The sequence below is a fragment of the Plantactinospora endophytica genome (genome assembly GCF_016862915.1).
GTDB classification, from domain to species: domain Bacteria; phylum Actinomycetota; class Actinomycetes; order Mycobacteriales; family Micromonosporaceae; genus Plantactinospora; species Plantactinospora endophytica.
Window position 1 is genome coordinate 504,518 of the sequence record NZ_BONW01000016.1, and the last position, 18,760, is coordinate 523,277.

Here is an 18,760-nt window from a genome sequence, read left to right on the forward strand (position 1 = left end):
GGTGTCCGAAGAGGAGGGTGAGCGTGTCCGGGGCAGCGGAGTGAGCGGCATGTCGGAACTGCTCGCGGTCGGCCGGTACGAGTTCCGGATGCAGGCCCGCAAGCGCTCCCTGTGGCTGGCAACGGCGGTGCTGGCCACGGTGATCGGGGTGTTCCAGGGTCCGCGCGGACCCCGCTACCTGCCGGCGGACGCCCCGGCGCCGGAGGTGATGGCCGGCTGGGCGATGCTGTTCGGCATCGTCGTGCCGCTCGCCTTCGGCATGGTGCTGGCGGACCGGCTGATCCGGGACCGCCGGCTGGGCACCGCTCCGCTGCTGGAGAGCCTGCCGGTCCGGCCGGGCCTGCTGCTGGCCGGGAAGTATCTCGGCGGGGTGGCCGCCACCGGACTGCCGGCGCTGCTGCTGATGCTGGTGGCCGGCGGCTACGAGACCGTGCACCGGGGCGACCCGCTGATACTCGGCTGGGCGGTGCTGGCGTTCGCCCTGGTCATGCTGCCCGGCCTGGCGTTCGTGGCCGGTTTCGCCCTGACCTGCCCGCTGGCCGTCTCCGCGCCCCTGTTCCGGGTGCTCTTCGTCGGCTACTGGTTCTGGGGCAACATGCTCACCCCGGACTTCCTGCCCTCGCTGACCGGCACGCTGGTCACGCCGATCGGCGACTACCAGGCAAGTTGGCTGTCGGGCGAGCTGGCGCTGTTTGCGGGCGTACCCGGCTGGCTCAACTTCCTGCGCCCCGAACCCGGCGCCGGCAGCGCGTTGCTCAGCATCGCCCTGCTGCTCCTGCTCGGCCTGCTCCCGCTGCTGGTCACGCACACCGTCCTGGCCCGCCGCCGGCACGCCGCCTGACGCCCCGCTTCCTGGAAAGGCTCTGTTTCGTATGGACATCCAGACCACCGGCCTGACCCGCCGGTTCGGCAAGGTAACCGCGCTGCACTCGGTCGACCTGGCCATCCCCGGCGGCATGTACGGCCTGCTCGGCGCGAACGGCGCCGGCAAGACCACGCTGATGCGGATCCTGGCCGGCGTGCTGCCGCCCAGCGGCGGGCAGGTCCGGGTCGGCGGGCACGACCTGGCCACCGGGGCTGGCCGGTTGGCGGTACAGCGCCGGCTCGGCTACCTGCCGCAGGATCTCGGCCTCTATCCCGACCTGTCGCCAAGGGAGTTCCTGGACTACGTCGGCCTGCTCAAGGGCCTCGACGACACCCGGGCCCGCCGCCGCCAGGTCGACGAACTGTTGGAGCTGGTGGCGTTGACCGAGGTCGCCGGCCGGCGGATGAAGGGCTTCTCCGGTGGCATGCGGCGGCGGGTCGGCATCGCGCAGGCGCTGCTCGGCGACCCGGCCCTGATCGTGGTGGACGAGCCGACCGCCGGCCTCGACCCCGAGGAGCGGGTACGCTTCCGCACCCTGCTGTCCGGGCTGGCCGGGAACCGTACGGTGCTGCTGAGTACGCACATCGTTGAGGACGTGGCGCAGACCTGCCAGTACGCGGCGGTGATGGCTGGCGGTCGGGTGGTCTACACCGGGATGGTCACCGAACTGGTCCGGGTCGGCGAGGGCGCCACCTGGGAGGTGGTGACCGGCGTCGGGGTCGCACCGCCGGCCGGCGTGGTCGTGTCGGCGATCAGCCGGACCGACGGTACCCACTACCGGGTGGTCAGCCCGACCCGACCGAGCGCGGACGCGGTGCCGGTCACACCGTCCCTTGAGGACGGCTACGTCGCGCTGATGCAACGCTGACGGAGGCGGGGGGCAGAGACGGGTACCGGGAAGGCCCTCGTCGTTATGCCCGAGGGTATGGACCGGTGAGAATGGCGACGGCGTCGGTCGGTTGGTGTGGCAGACCCCGTGCCGCGCGCGGCGGGGTCGGCTGTCGTCGCAAGGCGGATGCATAGGATCGTCGGCATGGGACTGAGACCTGTCCAGGTGAACATGAAGTCTGTTGATGCCTCGGCAGTCGGCCGGTTCTGGGCGGAGGCGCTCGGCTGGAATGCCTACAGCCCCGGCGTGACCACCTACGTCGGACCCGCCGGCGGCCTCGTCTGGCCGGACCCGGTCGCCGTCTGCATCGACGTCGTTCCCGTTGCGGAAGCCAAGACGACGACGAAGAACCGTGTGCACCTCGATCTTGCCACCAACTCTGCGGCCCATCAGGCGGAGTTGGTGGCGCGCCTCCAGGCTCTCGGTGCGACGCCCGCTGACGTGGGCCAGGGCGAAGTGCCGTGGACGGTCCTCGCCGACCCTGAGGGCAACGAGTTCTGTGTCCTGGAGCCTCGGGAGGTCTACCGGGACACCGGGCCGATTGCCGCAGTGGTGGTCGACTGCATGGATCCGCCGGCCATGGCCCGGTTCTGGGGTGAGGCGACAGGCTGGACCCTGCATGAGGTGACGGGCGACCAGGCGGCGTTGCGCTCCGTCCATGGCGTCGGCCCGTACCTCGAGTTCCTGCGTACCGCCGACGCGAAGACCGTTCCGGACCGTGTCCATCTCGATCTGCTGCCATATCCCGGTGACGACAAAGCAGCGGAGGTGACCCGGCTGCGGGCTCTCGGCGCCACCGACCTCGACCTCGGCCAGGGCGATGTCTCGTGGACGTGCCTGACCGACCCGGAGGGCCACGAGTTCTGCGTCCTCGCCCCGTCCTGACGGGGAGCAGGCGGCGGCTGGGATCGTGGACGCCTTGGACGCCCGACAGCCACCCAGTCGACCACCAGCAATGTTCCGAGCGCAAGAGGGTTCAGAGCTGGGGTGCGACGCCCTTCACGAGCACTTCGTAGAGTGGGGCGTTGTCCCAGCGCGGACGCAGAACGGCAACCTTGTCCCAACCCCAGGCCGCGTACGCGGCCTGGGCCGGAAAATTGTCGGGCTCGGCGAGAAGGGTTGCGCGTGGCTCGGGTCGGCCGGCAAGTAATGTGTCGTGCAGACTGCGACCGATGCCCTTCCGCCGCCAAGCGGTTCGAACCATGATCTCGCTGACAGCGAAGGTGCGACGGCCGTCTTCCTCGGTGAACCCGCTGTCCAGTGGGGTCTGCAAACCTCGCCACCACCGCGTTGTGGGCGGGAGGGGGAATCCGTAGGCATAGCCGATGATCTCGTCATCCGTGCCTGCGGTCACGAGTTTCCAGCCCGGCGTCGCCATATGGCCGGCGAGTTGGATGCGGTAGCGCTGCTCCCCGTGAAAGGCGTCCGTCGAGTCGTCGTAAACCTCAACGTAGATCGCCACCAACTCTTCGAGGACCGGTCCAGCCTGATCCGCGTTGAACGTCCGCAACCGGATCTCGGCAGTCAACTACGGACCGCCCGGTCGTAGGCGGCCGTGAACTCGGCTGCGCGGGACACTCGTGAGACGTGCGCGCCCAGCTCGGTCCGGAGCGTACGGAAGATCTCCGTGACCCGTCGGGAGCGCAGGCCATCGGTCAGGGGCAGCGCGGCGAGCGCGGTCTCACTCGCCCCACTGATGTCGCCGCGCCGATGGTATGCGTCGGCGAGCTTCAGCGTGTAGTAGCCGTGGTTGCGACGGTAGGTCGGATCCGGCGTGTCGACGATCCGGCGGAACGCGGAGACGGCACGGTCAGGTCGACCGAGGGCGAGGTGCGAGAGTCCTTCGATGCCGGTCAACTCCAGCGGTGTCACGAATCTGATGTAGGACGGATCCTCCTCGCTGGAGCCGCGATCCATTTCGGTCCTGGCTCTCGCGAGCGCACTGGAGAACCCGGACACATCGCCGGCCGCCGCGCAGGCCCGTGCCGTGCGAAGGTGCAGAAGGGTCGCCAGCCGGGGGGTGGCCCAGGAGGCGGCGATCCGATGCGCAGCCTCGGCACACTGCCGCGATTCGTGTGGGTCCGGCTCGCGGACGAGCAGCAGGGCAAGCGAGGCCATTGCGCGGACCTCAAGTCGAGGATCATCCCGTACGCGGGCACGCAGGATCGCCTCGTGAAGATAGCGTCGGGACACGTCCCGACGCTCCGCATCGAGCGCCAACCATCCGATCCATGCCTCCAGATCACCGACTGCGTTCTGGAGACCGTCACCGACGGTCCGGCTGTACGCGGAGTGCCGCAGCCAGGAACAGATCTGCGCGTGAACCGTGATCGCCATGTCGCAGAAGAGGTCTCCTCCGATCGCCGCGTCGCCCTGCTCGAAGCGGTCGATGATCGCGGTGATCATTCGCAGGTGATCGCTTCCGATCCGTGCGGGAACGTCTGGGGATGTGAGCCAGTCCGGCAGCGGTGCCGCGATCCCGAGAGCTGCCAGAGCTGTGTTGACGGTGAATCTTCGCCGGTCCAAGGTGGCACCTCCCTCGTCGATCTCTACTGTCACACCACTCGCGACAGGTGGGATCTTGTCCGGAACGGCGTGGACGGCATCTGAGATCAAATCTTCCAACTCTGTCAATGAGACGTCGAGGGCGGCCGCGAGCCGTTGGCGGAACCACGGCTGCGGCTCGGTCTCACCGCGCTCCCAGCGAACGACGGTCGTCCGGTCCACTTCGAGCTTGTGCGCCAAAGACTCCTGGGTGTGGCCGACGATTTTACGCCGCTGAGCAAGCCGCTTCCGCTTAGAAGCCACCCCGCGCTCCCTTGTCGCTGGTGGTAATGAATCGGTTCTAAACAGTTAGCAGCTGGTGAAGGCGGACGCAACACCCATGCACCCATTCTTCGTCTCGCTCGCCCTGTCCACGACCATGCCGCCTGACGAGGCTGGTCGTACGGCCCGGGGCGGGTGCTGCGGCCAACGGTTTCCGCCAGGTCGGCGTGGCGGGATGCCGACCCCGCCCGCCTCGGTGCCGATCCACGGGACAGGGTTCGGAACGTCGGGAGGGGTGTCGATGTCTTCGGCTGCGGGAGCCGCCCGGAGGGCGGGGTGGGGTGGTGGTGCGTCTGGGGAGTTGGTGTGCGTACCCGGATCGGTTGGCGGTGGGTCGGCCGGCGCGGCTCGTCCTAGGTTGACCTCGACGGACCTCCGGACCGCTCGGTTCGGGCGGCGACGGTGACGGGGCGACCGGGCGAGCGGCCCTCGGCGGCGGTCGAGGTGTCCGACGAGATGGCCGCGCACTTCCGGGACACCATGCTGACCCACGCCAACGATCCGGTGACCGGGGTGTGCGTCCGGTGCGGGCGGAGCCGGTGTGACGAGTGGCGATGGGCCTACGAACGCCTTGTCCTGGCTGGCCGGCTCGACGATCTGCCACGACATCGCGCGGCGGGCGGCGGCAAGTCCACGGCGGATCCCGGGGTGGCCGGGTGATCGTGGCGATGGTCTGGGGGCGGGGCCGGTGGCGCGCCGTGCACGGCATCGCCGAACTGGAAGCCCTGCTGGCTCGCCTGGCGCTGATCTCGACGGGGCCGCACGTGGTAGGGCTGTATCCACCCAGGTTCCTGGAGCCTGACTTCCGTCCCGTAAACGTGCGCACGTCGCCGTCGTTACAACTCGGGATCGGGCATCCGGTGCGCGGGTTCCTCTACTGGACCGGTCCCGTGAGCAGCCTCGGTTACGAGCCGGAGCTGCCGCCGTGGCCGGACGGAGAGTCGATGATCGAGTTCGACTACGGCGGTGATCCACTCGTCTGTGGTCCGACCCTGACCCGCGTGACAGCAGGTGCCGTCCGCGATTCCGCCCTGGAGTACGCCGCCACGGGCGAGCGCCCCACCCGGGTCCGCTGGCGGGACGACCAGCCTGCGAAGCCTCGGCCGGATCAGGCGTTGCCGGCGTCCGCCTTGCCGGCCCGCCACTCCGGGGCGAGGACCGACCAGACCTCCATGTCGTGCCGCTTCCCCCGGTACGGATAGCTCTCCCGCAACACGCCGTCCCTGGTCATGCCGAGCCGTCGGGCCACCGCGATGCTGGGCTCGTTCGCCGACGAGACCACCCACTCCACCCGATGGATGCCGCGCTCCTCGATCGCCCAGTCGATGATGACGCGTGCCGCCCGGGTCACCAGCCCTCGGCCCACCGCCGACGGTTCCAGCCAGCAGCCCGCCTCGGCGAGGCCGTGCGTCACGTCCATCGTCCGGAACAGCACGCCGCCGACGAGCACGCCGTCCGCCCAGATGCCGTAGATCCGCCCGGTGTCGGCGGCGGCCCGCTCCGCGTACCGCTGGAGGAAGGCGCGGGTCGACTCCAGGTCGGTCACGACGTCCGGCAGGGCGATGTGCTGCCCGACGAACTCCCGGCCCCGCTCCATGTGGGTCAGGAACTCCTCGGCCTGCCAGGGTTCGATCGGGCGCAACTGCGCGCCGTCGTCACCCAGGGCTACCGCGTACATCCCGTCCTCCTCGTCGTGAACCCGCGAACAACCGGCAGAGATCATGTCACGGCGGGTGGCGACCGCGTCGCACCGTCGGCCGGTACACCCATCTCGGCCCTTTCGCTGCTCGTCTCGGTTCGGTTGTCACACCTCGTCCCTCCCTCGGCCGGGCCGGAGGTAGCGGGCCGGCCGACTGGGGCGACTTCACCGGCTCGGTCCCGGTATGGGCGATCCGCGCCCGGATGCCACGAACGGAAACGTGCGCGCGGAGGTGGGCGTATACCGGGCAGCACATGCGCCGTATACAGGGGATTTTCCGCCTGGTTACCCGCCGTCCTTCGGTCGTCACCTCACCTAGCATCGCCGTTAGTCGATCTCGGGTCCGACGCCGGCGGCAGCCGCCCGCGCGGGCCCGTCTCGGCGCGAGGGGAGGAGGCAGGCAATGAGACATCCGATCGAGCCGGTCGGCCGGTGGAGGACGCGCGGGATGCTGGCCGGAGCGGCTGCGGTACTTGCCGTGGTGCTGGCGGCGGCGATGGCGGCACCCGCGTCCGGGGCGCCGAGCCAGGCCGACGAGGGCGTGATCCGGCACGCCGGTGGGGCGACGGCGGTGGCGGACAGCTACATCGTCGTGTTCAGGGACTCCGTCGTCGCCGCGCGTGCCGTGGCCGACCGGGCCGGCGCGGTGGCCGGCCGGGTCGGCGGCCAGGTCGCCCGTACCTACCAGCACGCGCTGCGCGGATTCGAGTTCACCGGTACGGCCGAGCAGGCGCGACAGCTCGCGGCCGACCCGTCGGTGGCGTACGTGGAGCAGAACCACCGGGCGCGCAAGAGTGACACCCAGTCGCCGACGCCGTCGTGGGGGCTGGACCGGATCGACCAGCGACCATTGGCGCTGGACAACAGTTACACCTATCCGACGACCGCCTCCGGGGTCCGCGTCTACGTCGTGGACACCGGTATCCGGTTCTCGCACAGCACCTTCGGTGGCCGGGCGGTCTCCGGCTTCGACGCCATCGACGGCGGGACGGCCGACGACTGCGACGGCCACGGTACGCACGTCGCCGGCACGGCCGGTGGCCGCGAGTACGGGGTGGCCAAGGCGGTGACCCTGGTCGCGGTACGGGTGCTGGACTGCGAGGGTAGTGGTACGTACGGGCAGGTCATCGCCGGCATCGACTGGGTCACCGGTGACCACGATCCGGGCGAGCTGGCGGTCGCGAACATGAGCCTCGGCGGCCCGGCGGCGGACACGGTCAACACGGCGGTGCAGAACGCGATCGCCGACGGGGTGAGCTTCGCGGTGGCGGCCGGCAACGAGAACAGCGACGCCTGCGACAGCTCACCGGCCAGCGCGCCGAACGCGATCACGGTCGGTGCCACCGGGGGCTTCCAGGGCGGTTCCGGGCGCAGCGATGCGCGGGCGTCGTTCTCCAACTACGGCACCTGCCTGGACATCTTCGCGCCGGGCGTGGCGATCACGTCGTCGACGATGGACAGCAACACGTCCAGCGACGCGTGGGACGGCACCTCGATGGCGTCGCCGCACGTGGCGGGTGCCGCCGCGCTGGTGCTGGCGCAGAACCCGACGTTCACCCCACGGCAGGTGCGGGACCACCTGGTCGGCACCGGCACCACCGGGGTGGTGACCAGCCCGGGAACCGGCTCGCCGAACGTCCTGCTCTACGTCGAGAGTGCCGCGCCGCCGGAGCACGACTTCAGCGTCTCGGTCTCGCCGGCCGCCGGTTCCACCCAGCCGGGCGGCTCGCTGACGACGACGGTGAACACGGCGGTCACGGCCGGCGACCCGCAGTCGGTGGCGTTGACCGCGAGCGGCCTGCCGGCCGGCGCCACGGCGTCGTTCACGCCGGCCTCGATCACCTCCGGCGGGTCGTCCACCCTGACGATCAGTGTGGGGGCGTCGACTCCGTCGGGCAGTTACCCGGTGACGGTCACCGGTACCGGGACGGCGGCGACCCGTACGGCGACGTACTCGCTGACCGTGGAGGGAGCGCCGGGCTGTTCGGGGTCGAACGACACCGACGCGACCATCCCGGACTCGTCGAGCGTGGAGAGCAGCATCACGATCTCCGGCTGTGCCGCCACCCCGTCGGCGAACAGCGCCGTCGAGGTGCACATCGTGCACACCTACCGGGGTGACCTGGTGGTGAGCCTGGTGGCGCCGGACGGCAGCGCGTACGTGCTGCACAACCGGACCGGCGGCGAGGCCGACAACCTCGACCAGACGTTCGGGGTCGACCTCTCCGGCGAGGCGCCGAACGGTACCTGGCGGCTGCGGGTGCAGGACGCCGCCGCCCAGGACGTCGGCTACCTCAACTCGTGGCGGCTCGACCTGGGCGGCGGCGGTGGCGGCGGGCCGCAGGTCTGCTCGGCCAGCAACGGCAGCGACGTGACGATCCCGGACGGCTCCACCGTGGAGAGCACGATCAGCATCTCCGGCTGCGCCGGCAACGCCTCGGCGTCTAGCACCGTCGCGGTACGGATCGTGCACACCTACCGGGGTGACCTGGTGGTGACCCTCGTCGCTCCGGACGGCAGCGCGTACGTGCTGCACAACCGGACCGGTGGGGACGCCGACAACCTGGACGAGGTCTACAGCGTGAACCTGGCCGGCGAGGCGGCGAACGGCGTGTGGCGGCTGCGGGTGCAGGACGCCGCGCTGCTCGACACGGGTCATCTCGACACCTGGTCGCTCGACCTGGGCGGCGGCGGTGGCGGGCCGACGGTCTGCTCCGGCAGCAACGGCACGGACGTGACGATCTCCGACCTGTCGACCGTGCAGTCCGCGATCAGCCTGTCGGGGTGCTCCGGCAACGCGTCGACGGCCAGCGAGGTCGAGGTGCACATCGTGCACACCTGGATCGGTGACCTGGTGGTGAGCCTGGTCGCGCCGGACGGCAGCGCGTACGTGCTGCACAACAAGACCGGCGGGGAGGCGGACAACATCGACCAGACCTACACCGTGGACCTGTCCGGGGAGGGCCGCAACGGCACCTGGCGGCTGCGGGTGCAGGACACCATCATCGGCGACAGCGGCTATCTCAACGGCTGGTCGCTGACCCTCTGATCCGACCGACCCTGTGACCCCGGCGCGTTCGGCGCGCGCCGGGGTCACGGCTGTCCGAACCCGCGCACGACCGTCCGGGTCGATGTGCGCCGCGATGTGCACCGCCCTGGACGGGGGCGCTCCTAGCGTTGCGGGTGTCGATGTCTCCCGAGGCGTGGAGGACGGACATGGCGCGTATCCGGGTGATGGCCGTGGCCCTGACGGTGGCCGTGGCAACCCCTCTGGTCGTACCCGCCGGAAGTGTCGGTGCGGCGGCCCGGCCGCCCGCCGACCAGCGGGCCGGTGACGCGGCCCGGCCGGCGGTCGAGCAAATGAAATCGGTGCCGGTCAAGGCGGTGCCGGTGCGCGGGGCCGAGGTCGACCCGGCCACCCTGGCCGACTCGCGGGAGCCGGTCACCGTGCGCTGGCCGGCGGCGGGCGTCGCCGAGGTGGCCCGGCCGGCACCGCAGACCGGCCGGGCCGCCGAGCGGGAACCCCGCCGGGTCCGCGCCGGCACCCTGCCCGTCCGGGTGGGCGCGCCGACCGGGGGTGCGGGCCCGGATCGGGTACGCGTGGAGGTGCTGGACCAGGCCGCCTCCCGCGCGATCGGCCTTTCCGGGGTACTGCTGAAGCTGCGCCGCGCCGACGGGGTGGCGGCGCCCGGCCGGGCCACCGTGGAGGTCGACTACTCCGGTTTCGCGGCGGCGGCCGGCGGCAGCTTCGGCGCCCGGCTACGCCTGCTCCGGCTCCCGGACTGCGCCGCACCGGCCGACGGCGCCCCGGACTCCGGCGCGGAGGGTTCCCGTGCGGCGGACTCCGGTGCGGCGAACGGGCGTGCGGCGGGTTCCCGTGCGGCGGGTTCCCGTGCGGCGGCCGACGGCGACGCGAACGGCACGGCGGCGTGCACCGGGGCGGCGGTACCAGTGACCGGCCGCAACCAGGTCGCGGACCGGCGGCTGGTCGCCGAGGTGGAGCTGTCCGGCAGCTCGGACGCGGTCTACGCGGTGGCGGCGGCGCCGGAAGGCAGCACCGGCTCGTTCGCCGCGACCAAGCTGGCGCCGTCGGCGACCTGGCAGGTCGGGCTCCAGTCCGGCGACTTCGCCTGGAACTATCCGCTCCAGGCGCCCAAGGTGCCCGGCCCGACGCCGGAACTCGCGCTCACCTACTCGGCCTCCAGTGTGGATGGCCGGGCCGGTTCGTCGAACAACCAGCCGTCCTGGGTCGGCGAGGGCTTCGACCTTTCCACCGGCTACATCGAGCGGGCCTACCGGACCTGCCGGGACGACACCGGCGGCTCGGTCGACGCCAGCGACCTGTGCTGGGTCTCCGACAACGCCGTCGCATCCTTCCCCGGCGTCGGCGGCGCCCTGGTCCGGGACGACAGCACCGGCACCTGGCGGGCGCAGAACGACAGCGGCTGGAAGATCGAGAAGCTGACCGGGGCGAACAACGGCGACAACGACGGCGAACACTGGCGGCTCACCTCACCCGACGGCACGCAGTACTACTTCGGGCTGAACCGGCCCACCGGCTGGGCGTCGGGGCGGCCGGAGACCAACTCGACGCAGACCGCGCCGGTCTTCGGCAACCACGCGGGCGAGCCGTGCCGGACGTCCAGCGCGGCCACCTCCTGGTGCCAGCAGGCGTACCGGTGGAACCTCGACTACGTGGTCGACCGCAACGGCGACGCGATGTCGTACTGGTACCAGCGGGAGACCAACAACTACGGGCGCTACAACGGCATGCCGTACTTTGGCGAGACCACCTCCTACGTCCGGGGCGCCTACCTGGCCCGGATCGACTACGGACAGCGGGACGGCACCGTCTACTCCACGACTCCGGGGGCCCGGGTCAACTTCACCGCCGCCGACCGGTGCCGTACCGCCGGCTCCACCTGCACCTCCGCCTCCGGTAACTGGTCCAACTGGCCGGACGTGCCGTGGGACCAGAACTGCGCCAGCTCCTGCACCTACTACTGGACGCCCACCTTCTGGACCAGCAAGCGGCTCGGCGCGGTCAGCACGCAGGTCCGGGTAGACGGCACGCTGCGCGACGTCGACTCGTGGGCACTGCGGCAGTCGTACCCGGACCCGTATCCGGCGGACGAGCCGTGGGGCGAGGAGAACGACGCCTCCCGGTCGCTGTGGTTGAACGGCATCACCCGGACCGGCCGCTCCGGCGGTACCGCGATCGCGCTGCCCGAGGTGACGTTCGCGGGCGTGTCGATGAAGAACCGGCACAACGGCAACTCCGACTTCCCGTCGCTCTACAAGTGGCGGGTCGCCCGGATCAACACCGAGACCGGCGGACAGATCGGGATCTCGTACTCGGCCGCGCAGTGCGGCGGCGAGCCGTACATCGTCCCGGACCAGAACGTGAGCAGGTGTTACCCGAACGGGCGGATGCCCAGCCCGTACGCCGGCCCGGACGTCTTCTACAAGTACGTCGTCACCCAGGTCGCCGAGGCGGACCTGGTCGGCGGCGGCCCGACCCGGCTCACCCAGTACGAGTACGTCGACGGTGCCGCCTGGCACTACGACGACTCGGAGACCACCCCGACCGACCAGCGGAACTGGAACCACTGGCGCGGCTACCAGAAGGTGCGGGTACGCACCGGCAACGCCTCGGCCGGCGTGCAGGGGCTCACCGAGCACCTGTTCCTGCGCGGCATGGACGACGACCCGCGCGTGGGCGGCGGGCGGCGCGACGTACGGGTCACCGACTCGACGGGAGTGCAGGTCGAGGACCATCCCCGGCTGAGCGGCTTCACCCGGGAGACGACCGTCTTCGACGGCGTCGGCGGGCCGATGGTGACCACCACGATCAACGACCCCTACCTGAGCGCGGCGCTGGCCACCCGGACCCGCAGCGGCAACGACCCGTTGCGGGCGTACCAGCTCGACACGGCAGTGGTGCGCAAGCGGGCGGCGCTGGCCGGCGGCGGTGTCCGGGTCGCCGAGGAGCACCGCAGCTTCGACGCGCAGGGCCGGATCCGGCAGGTGAACGACCTCGGCGACGTGGCCGACAGCACCGACGACCGGTGCACCCAGACCAGCTACGCGACCAGCCCGGACCGGCACCTGACGAACCTGCCGTCCCGGGTGCTGAAGCTGAGCAGGTCGTGCGACGCGATACCCCGGTACCCGGCCGACCTGATCTCCGACGAGCGGCTCTACTACGACGGTGCCGCGACGACCGGCACCATCCCGGCGGCCGGCCACGCCACCCGGCACGACAAGACGTCCTCGTGGGGTGCCACCGGGCAGGCGTTCGTCACCAACGTGCGGGCGACCTACGACAGCCACGGCCGGGCGGTGGAGACCCTCGACTCGGGCGGCAACCGGTCGACCACCACCTACACCCCGGCCAGCGGCGGCCCGCTGACCCAGCTCGTCCGGACCAACCCGCTCGGGCAGACCGAGACCACCGTGCTCGACCCGGCCCGCGCCCAGCCGCTCGCCCAGGTCGACGCGGCCGGCCGGCGCACCGACGCCAGCTACGACGCACTGGGCCGGCTGAGCTGCGTGTGGGAGCCGGGCCGGCCGCGTACCTCGTGCGCCACCGCCAGCCGGCGGTACACCTACCAGGTGAGTACCGGCGGGCCGAGCGTGGTGAGCACCGCCACGCTGCGCGGCGACGGCGGCTACACCACCGGGTACCTGCTGTTGGACGGGTTGCTGCGGGAACGGCAGACCCAGGAGCCGTCGCCGTCCGGGGGCCGGATCGTCACCGACGTGCTCTACGACACGCACGGTCGGGTGGTCCGGAAGAACGGTCCGTTCTACAACTCGTCCCCGCCGGCCGGCACCCTGTTGTCGGCGGCCGACGCGACCGTTTCGGCGGCGACGACGTACGGCTTCGACGGGGCGGGCCGGCCGACGGTGGAGGCGCTGCGGTCGTACGGGGTGGAGCAGTGGCGCACCACGACCACGTACGGCGGGGACCGGGTCTCGGTCGACCCGCCGGACGGCGAGACGGCGACCACCCGGATCCTCGACGTCGAGGGGAAGATGGTCGAGTTGCGCCAGTACTCCGGCGGGGCGCCGACCGGGGCGTACGACGCCACCCGCTACACCTACACCAGGGCCGGGCAGCTCTCCTCGGTGACCGACCCGGCCGGCAACGTCTGGCGGTACGGCTACGACCTGCGCGGCCGGAAGATCCGTACCGAGGATCCGGACGCCGGCACGGTCACCTACACCTACGACGAGGACGACCGGCTGGTCTCCACCACCGACGGGCGCGGCCAGACGGTCGCCTACGCCTTCGACGCCGTCGGCCGCAAGACCGGCGCTTACGCCGGCAGCCTCGACGGGACCCGGCTGGCGTCGTGGAGTTACGACACCGCCCCGGGCGGGGTGGGCCTGCCCGCGACCAGCACCCGCTACGTCGACGGGCACGCCTACACCACGGAGGTGCTCGGCTACGACCAGGCGGGTCGGCCGACCGGCACCGCCGTGACCGTCCCGGCGGTCGAGAACGGGCTCGCCGGCCGGTACGAGAACCAGCTCACCTACAACGACGCCGGCCAGGTCGCCACGGTACGTATGCCGTTCGTGGCGGGCCGCGGCAGCCTCGGCGGGCTGCCCGACGAGACGCTGACCTTCGGCTACACCTCGCTCGGACTCTCCGCCACGCTGACCGGGCTGGGTAGTTACGTGGCCGGATCCCGCTACACGGAGCTTTCTGAGCCGCTGGAGCAGACGTTCGGCGCGGCCGGGTCGCAGGTGTGGCAGACGTTCGGCTACGACGCCGCGACCCGGCGGGTGGTGCGGGCGCAGGTGACCCGGCAGACGGCGAGCGAGCAGTCGGTCGCCGACCGCCGCTACGAGTACGACCAGTCCGGCAACCTGCGCTCGGTCGCCGACACCCCGGCCGGCGGCACGGCGGACACCCAGTGCTTCCGCTACGACCACCTGCGCCGGCTGGTGTCGGCCTGGACCCCGACCGGTGGCTGTGCCGCCGCGCCGAGCACCGCCGCGCTCGGCGGCCCGGCGCCGTACTGGCACGACTACAGCTACGACGTGGCCGGGAACCGGCTGTCCGAGGTGCGGCACGCGACCGGCGGCGACAGCACCGCGAGCTACACCTATCCGGCGGCCGGCACCGCGCAGCCGCACACGGTACGCACGGTCACCCGGACCGGTCCCGGCGACCCGGGTACCGACTCCTACTCGTACGACGCCGCCGGCAACACCACCGCTCGACCGGGGCAGGTGTTGACCTGGGACGCCGAGGGGCACCTGGCCACGGTGACCGCAGGCAGCGCGACGACCAGCTTCGTCTACGACGCCGACGGCAACCGGCTGCTCCGCCGCGACCCGGGCGGCACCACGCTCTATCTCGACGGGATGGAGTTGCGCGCGGACTCGGGCACCGGTGCGGTCACCGGCACCCGGCAGTACCGGTTCGGCGGCGAGACGGTCGCCGTGCGTACCCCGGCGGGGTTGAGCTGGATCGCCACCGACCTGCACGGCACCGCAGACCTGGCGATCAACGCGACGACGCTGGCCGTGACCGTGCGCCGGCAGCTGCCGTTCGGGGCGCCGCGCGGGGCGACCCCGACGACCTGGCCGGACGAGCGCGGCTTCGTCGGCGGTCAGCGCGACCCGTCGATCGGGCTGACCCATCTCGGTGCCCGCGAATACGATCCGACGATCGGCCGGTTCATCTCCGCCGACCCGGTCACCGACGTCGAGGATCCGCAACAGCTCCAGGGCTACGCGTACGCGGAGAACAACCCGACCTCGTTCAGCGACGCGGACGGGCGCAAGACGAAGAAGCAGCAGCAGACGCAGGTCCTGGCCGAGCTGAAGAAGCTGACGAAGCAGGCGTTCCGTGACCCGGACGGGCTCTACGAAATCCTGCTGAAGCTGGTCGACCTGCTGAAGAAGGACCCGTACAGCAAGGAGGTCCGCACTCAGCTCACCGAGATAGCGAACATCATCAACGCCGAGGTCGACGACATCTACAAGGAACTGGGCGCGAAGTCGCTGAGCAGCCAGGCCAAGGAGGGGCTCAAGGCGCGGATCCAGACCCTGGCGAACTTCATCACCTCGCTCGGCGAGCTGGTGCAGACGGTGCTCGGCAAGCAGTTCGCCAACTGGCGGGCCCGGCAGAACACGGAAGCCAGCATCGCCGGCCGCATCGAGGCGGGGACCGGTGCCGACTGTCAGAAGACGAACGGCGGGTTGGTGGTCTGCGGCGGCGTGAAGATCACGTTCAAGGGGCGGGAGTACACCCACGGGAACGTCTTCCTGACAAAGCGGCCTACCAAGGACGTGCTCAAGGACAAGCTGCTGCTGGCGCACGAGGTCCGGCACGCCACCCAGTGGGCGCTGTTCGGCAAGTTCTGGTTCCCGATCCTCTACGGAAAGATGGACGCCCTGTCGCAGCGGGCGTACGCGGTGTTCGGCCCGCGCGTGCTCGGCAAGCAGCGGTGCACGAGTCCTGGCGCCTGCTACAACCCGTTCGAGATGGACGCGAACCTGTTCAACGGCGGGTACTACAAGTGACGTGGGGCCGGGGCGGGGCCGGGGCGGGCGTCGAGCTTGCCCCGGACCGCCTCGGCCTCCGGTCGACCCAGCCGGTCGAGGATGGCCAGCGCCTCCTGCCAGGACCGGCCGGCGTCGGTGACCGCCCCGGCGGCGTACAGCGCGTCACCGAGATGGTGCAGCGACTCCGCCTCCTGGGTCCACCGGCCGAGTTCCCGGCACAGCGCGACCGACTGCCGCAGGTAGCCGATCGCCGCCATGTGGTCGCCGAGCAGGTGGTGGGCGTAGCCGAGGCTGTCCAGGGCACTGGCCTCACCGCCCCGGTTGCCGTTCTTGCGGTGCAGCAGGAGTGACTGCTCGCAGTGGTCGACCGCCTCCGGATAGTGGCCGAGCAGGGCGTGGCACCAGCCGACCGAGTTCAGCGCACTGGCCTGGCCGTCCAGGTGGCCGGCCGTGCGGAAGAGACGCAGCGCCTCCAGGTCGCTGCGCAACGCGCTCTCCGGATCGCCCTGACGCTCGGCCAACCAGCCCAGACTGCGGTGCGTGAACGCCTCCCCGACGGTGTCGTCGAGTTCGCCGAAGCGACGCAGCGCCCGCCGGTACTCCGCCCGCGCGTCGTCGTACCGCTCCAACCGCACGTACGCGGCACCGCGCAGGCGGTGGGCGTGCGCCTGGGCGGACCGGTCACCGAGGCGATCGAGCGCCGGCAGCACCCGCCCGATGGTGGCCGCCCAGTCGTCCCAGTGTCCCCGCTGGTCGAAGAAGTTCACCAGGGTCCAGGCGAGCTGCCAGGCGGAGGCGTCGAAACCGGTGTCGGCCGCCTGCGCGACCACGTCGATGAGTACGGCGTGCTCGGTGGCGAACCAGGCCAGCGCCGCGTGCTGGTCGACGAACTGCTCGGGGACCACACCGTCGCGGGGCGGCGCAATGGCGATCGGATCCCGCTGCGGCCAGAGCAGCCGGTCAGCGGCGCGGGCGGTGTGCAGGTAGTGGTCGAGCAGCCGGTGCGTGGCCGCCCGCCGTTCCCCTTCCGGATCCTCGCCGGCCAGCTCGATCGCGTAGGCCCGCAGCAGGTCGTGGCAGGCGTACCGGCCGGGGAACACCTCGGCGACCAGGTGGGCACCGGCCAGCTCGGCGAGGACCGGGCGCAGCCGGTCGGCCGGCTCGGCGGCGAGGCTGGCCGCCGCCGGCACCGTGACGCTGGGCCCGGGATGCAGGGCGAGCAGCCGGAACAGCCGCGCCGCCGCCGGGGTCAGGGTGTGGTAGGACCAGGAGAAGACGGTACGGATGTTGGTCGCCGGAGTGGTCGCCCGGAACCCGTCCAGGCCCTGCTCGGCGTGGTGCAGCTCGTCCGCGAAGGAGCCGAGCGGAAAGCGCGGGTTGGTGGCCGCCCGGGCGGCGACGATCGCCAGCGCCAGCGGTAGCCGGCTGCACCGGCTGACGATGTCCGCCACCGCGCCGGGCTCACCGGCCACCCGCTCGTCGCCGAGCCGGCGGGCCAGCAACTGCCGGGACTCGGCGACGGAGAGCAGGTCCAGGCCCAGCGGATGCGCCCCCTCCGTGGCGACCAGGTCGGCGAGCTGGTTCCGGCTGGTGACCAGCACGGCACAGCCCGGCGATCCGACCAGCAGCGGCCGGACCTGGTCGGCGTCGCGGGCGTTGTCCAGCACCACCAGCATCCGGCGGCCGGCGAGGGCGGCGCGGTAGAGGCCGGCCTGGGCCGCCTCGGTGAGCGGGATCTGCTGCTGCGGTACGGCCAGCGCGTCGAGGAAGCCGCGGATCGCCTCACCGGGGCTCAGCGCCGGACCGGTCTGGTCGAAGCCGCGCAGGTTGACGTACAACTGGCCGTCGGGAAACTGGTCCGCGACCGCGTGCCCGGCCCGGATCGCGAGGCTGGACTTGCCCACTCCCGGTGGACCGGTGATCACCACGGTCTCGGAGCGGCCGGTGAGGTCGCGCAGCCGCTCGCGGATGTCGTACAGCTCCACCTCGCGGCCGACGAAGCGGGCCTGGTCGGGCGGCAGCAGGTGCGGCACGACAGGTTCGGGGGGCGGCGGTGCGGCGATGCCGGTGGCGGGAGCTGCCGGGGTGCCGGGCGCCGGTGGCGCTGCGCCGGTGGCGCGGTCCGGGCCGGCCGCAGCGGCGCCGCCCGTCGTGACCGGCGGCTGGTTCAGGGGTACGTCCCGTTGCAGGATACGGCGCTGCAACTGTTGCAGTTCGGGGGCGTCGATGCCGCGCTCGCGCAACAGGACCAGCCCGGTACGGCAGAGCTGGGCAGCCTCGTCGACCCGCTGCTCGGCGTAGAGGGCGACGGCGAGCAGTCGGCGCAGCGCCTCGTCGTACGGCTCCTCGGCCAGCGCACCGGAGAGCGCGATGACCACCTCGCCGTACCGGCCGAGCGAACTCAGCGCCTCGGCGTGGGCGAGCCGGGCCGAGCGGTGCAGTGCGGTGAGCCGGGCAACCTCGTTCAGCGCGAACGGGCGGTGGGCCACGTCGGCGAAGGCCGGTCCACGCCAGAGTTCCAGGGCGTCGTGCAGCACAGTGACCGCCCGGGTTGTCTCGTCCGTCCCGCCCGCCTGCGCCAGTTGCAGGGCCTGCCGGTACTCCTGCTCGAACCGGTACGCGTCGACCTGCTCCGGGGCCAGGTCCAGCCGGTACCCCCGCCCGGACGGATTGCCGGCGCCACTGATGATGATGGCGGCGCCGGGGGAGTCCTGTCGCAGTGCCCGGCGGACGTGCGACACGTGACTACGCAGCGTCGCAGCGGCGGCGTCCGGGGCCGCACCGTCGCCCCAGAGCAGGTTCACCATCCGGTTCGCCGGCACCGACGTACCCCGGTTGAGCAGGAGGATCGACAGCACCTCGACCTGTCGCGGACCCAGCCGGACCGGGACGCCGTCGCGGAGCACCCGCACCGGGCCCAGCACCGAAACCAGCAGCATTCACCCTCCCACTTCGA

Annotated in this window: 11 protein-coding genes; 7 read left to right on the forward strand and 4 right to left on the reverse strand. The window is 71.6% G+C overall.

Going from position 1 to position 18,760, the window contains the following annotated elements; translation table 11 throughout:
• The first annotated feature begins 1 nt into the window (after position 1).
• From Pen02_RS18085 to Pen02_RS18095, 3 genes are all read left to right on the forward strand, one after another.
• Positions 2 to 841, forward strand: coding sequence for an ABC transporter permease (locus tag Pen02_RS18085; protein WP_203867216.1), 840 nt, complete (start codon positions 2 to 4; stop codon positions 839 to 841).
• 31 nt (positions 842 to 872) lie between these two features.
• On the forward strand, positions 873 to 1,733 hold the full coding sequence (locus Pen02_RS18090) for an ABC transporter ATP-binding protein (RefSeq protein ID WP_203867217.1): 861 nt from the start codon (positions 873 to 875) through the stop codon (positions 1,731 to 1,733).
• Between the two features lie 165 nt (positions 1,734 to 1,898).
• Positions 1,899 to 2,639, forward strand: coding sequence for a VOC family protein (locus Pen02_RS18095; RefSeq protein WP_203867314.1), 741 nt, complete (start codon positions 1,899 to 1,901; stop codon positions 2,637 to 2,639).
• Between the two features lie 91 nt (positions 2,640 to 2,730).
• Here Pen02_RS18095 and Pen02_RS18100 read toward each other — a convergent pair whose 3' ends face one another.
• Both Pen02_RS18100 and Pen02_RS18105 read right to left on the reverse strand, forming a co-directional pair.
• Positions 2,731 to 3,282, reverse strand: a complete 552-nt coding sequence (locus Pen02_RS18100; protein ID WP_203867218.1) for a GNAT family N-acetyltransferase — start codon at positions 3,280 to 3,282, stop codon at positions 2,731 to 2,733.
• A complete protein-coding gene (locus Pen02_RS18105) occupies positions 3,279 to 4,607 on the reverse strand; it encodes a helix-turn-helix transcriptional regulator (RefSeq protein WP_504739744.1) in 1,329 nt (442 codons plus the stop codon). Before Pen02_RS18105 ends, Pen02_RS18100 begins: the two co-directional genes overlap by 4 nt.
• 375 nt (positions 4,608 to 4,982) lie before the next feature.
• Here Pen02_RS18105 and Pen02_RS18110 point away from each other — a divergent pair, with 375 nt between their 5' ends.
• Positions 4,983 to 5,240 (forward strand): hypothetical protein, encoded by a 258-nt coding sequence (locus Pen02_RS18110; RefSeq protein WP_203867220.1) that lies wholly within the window; start codon positions 4,983 to 4,985, stop codon positions 5,238 to 5,240.
• Positions 5,241 to 5,248: 8 nt separating this feature from the next.
• The gene (locus tag Pen02_RS42985) at positions 5,249 to 5,782 is read left to right on the forward strand and encodes an Imm1 family immunity protein (RefSeq protein WP_372445621.1); all 534 of its coding nucleotides are present in this window, start codon (positions 5,249 to 5,251) and stop codon (positions 5,780 to 5,782) included.
• Here the strand turns inward: Pen02_RS42985 and Pen02_RS18120 are convergent.
• On the reverse strand, positions 5,689 to 6,258 hold the full coding sequence (locus tag Pen02_RS18120) for a GNAT family N-acetyltransferase (protein WP_203867222.1): 570 nt from the start codon (positions 6,256 to 6,258) through the stop codon (positions 5,689 to 5,691). The two genes, Pen02_RS42985 and Pen02_RS18120, sit on opposite strands and share 94 nt — an antisense overlap.
• 424 nt (positions 6,259 to 6,682) lie before the next feature.
• Here Pen02_RS18120 and Pen02_RS18125 point away from each other — a divergent pair, with 424 nt between their 5' ends.
• Positions 6,683 to 9,328: a proprotein convertase P-domain-containing protein gene (locus Pen02_RS18125; RefSeq protein WP_239140915.1), complete on the forward strand. Its 2,646-nt coding sequence runs from the start codon at positions 6,683 to 6,685 to the stop codon at positions 9,326 to 9,328.
• 167 nt (positions 9,329 to 9,495) lie between these two features.
• Positions 9,496 to 15,822, forward strand: coding sequence for an RHS repeat-associated core domain-containing protein (locus Pen02_RS18130; protein ID WP_203867223.1), 6,327 nt, complete (start codon positions 9,496 to 9,498; stop codon positions 15,820 to 15,822).
• On the opposite strand, the gene Pen02_RS18135 is transcribed toward Pen02_RS18130, so the two are convergent.
• On the reverse strand, positions 15,813 to 18,743 hold the full coding sequence (locus Pen02_RS18135) for an AfsR/SARP family transcriptional regulator (RefSeq protein WP_203867224.1): 2,931 nt from the start codon (positions 18,741 to 18,743) through the stop codon (positions 15,813 to 15,815). The genes Pen02_RS18130 and Pen02_RS18135 overlap by 10 nt on opposite strands.
• Positions 18,744 to 18,760 lie beyond the last annotated feature (17 nt).

Bases quoted from the DNA above. Each gene is read 5' to 3' on its own strand.
- Pen02_RS18090 (WP_203867217.1), top strand. From the start codon at position 873: ATGGACATCCAGACCACCGGCCTGACCCGCCGGTTCGGCAAGGTAACC.
- Pen02_RS18095 (WP_203867314.1), top strand. From the start codon at position 1,899: ATGGGACTGAGACCTGTCCAGGTGAACATGAAGTCTGTTGATGCCTCG.
- Pen02_RS42985 (WP_372445621.1), top strand. From the start codon at position 5,249: ATGGTCTGGGGGCGGGGCCGGTGGCGCGCCGTGCACGGCATCGCCGAA.
- Pen02_RS18120 (WP_203867222.1), bottom strand. From the start codon at position 6,258: ATGTACGCGGTAGCCCTGGGTGACGACGGCGCGCAGTTGCGCCCGATC.
- Pen02_RS18125 (WP_239140915.1), top strand. From the start codon at position 6,683: ATGAGACATCCGATCGAGCCGGTCGGCCGGTGGAGGACGCGCGGGATG.
- Pen02_RS18130 (WP_203867223.1), top strand. From the start codon at position 9,496: ATGGCGCGTATCCGGGTGATGGCCGTGGCCCTGACGGTGGCCGTGGCA.
- Pen02_RS18135 (WP_203867224.1), bottom strand. From the start codon at position 18,743: ATGCTGCTGGTTTCGGTGCTGGGCCCGGTGCGGGTGCTCCGCGACGGC.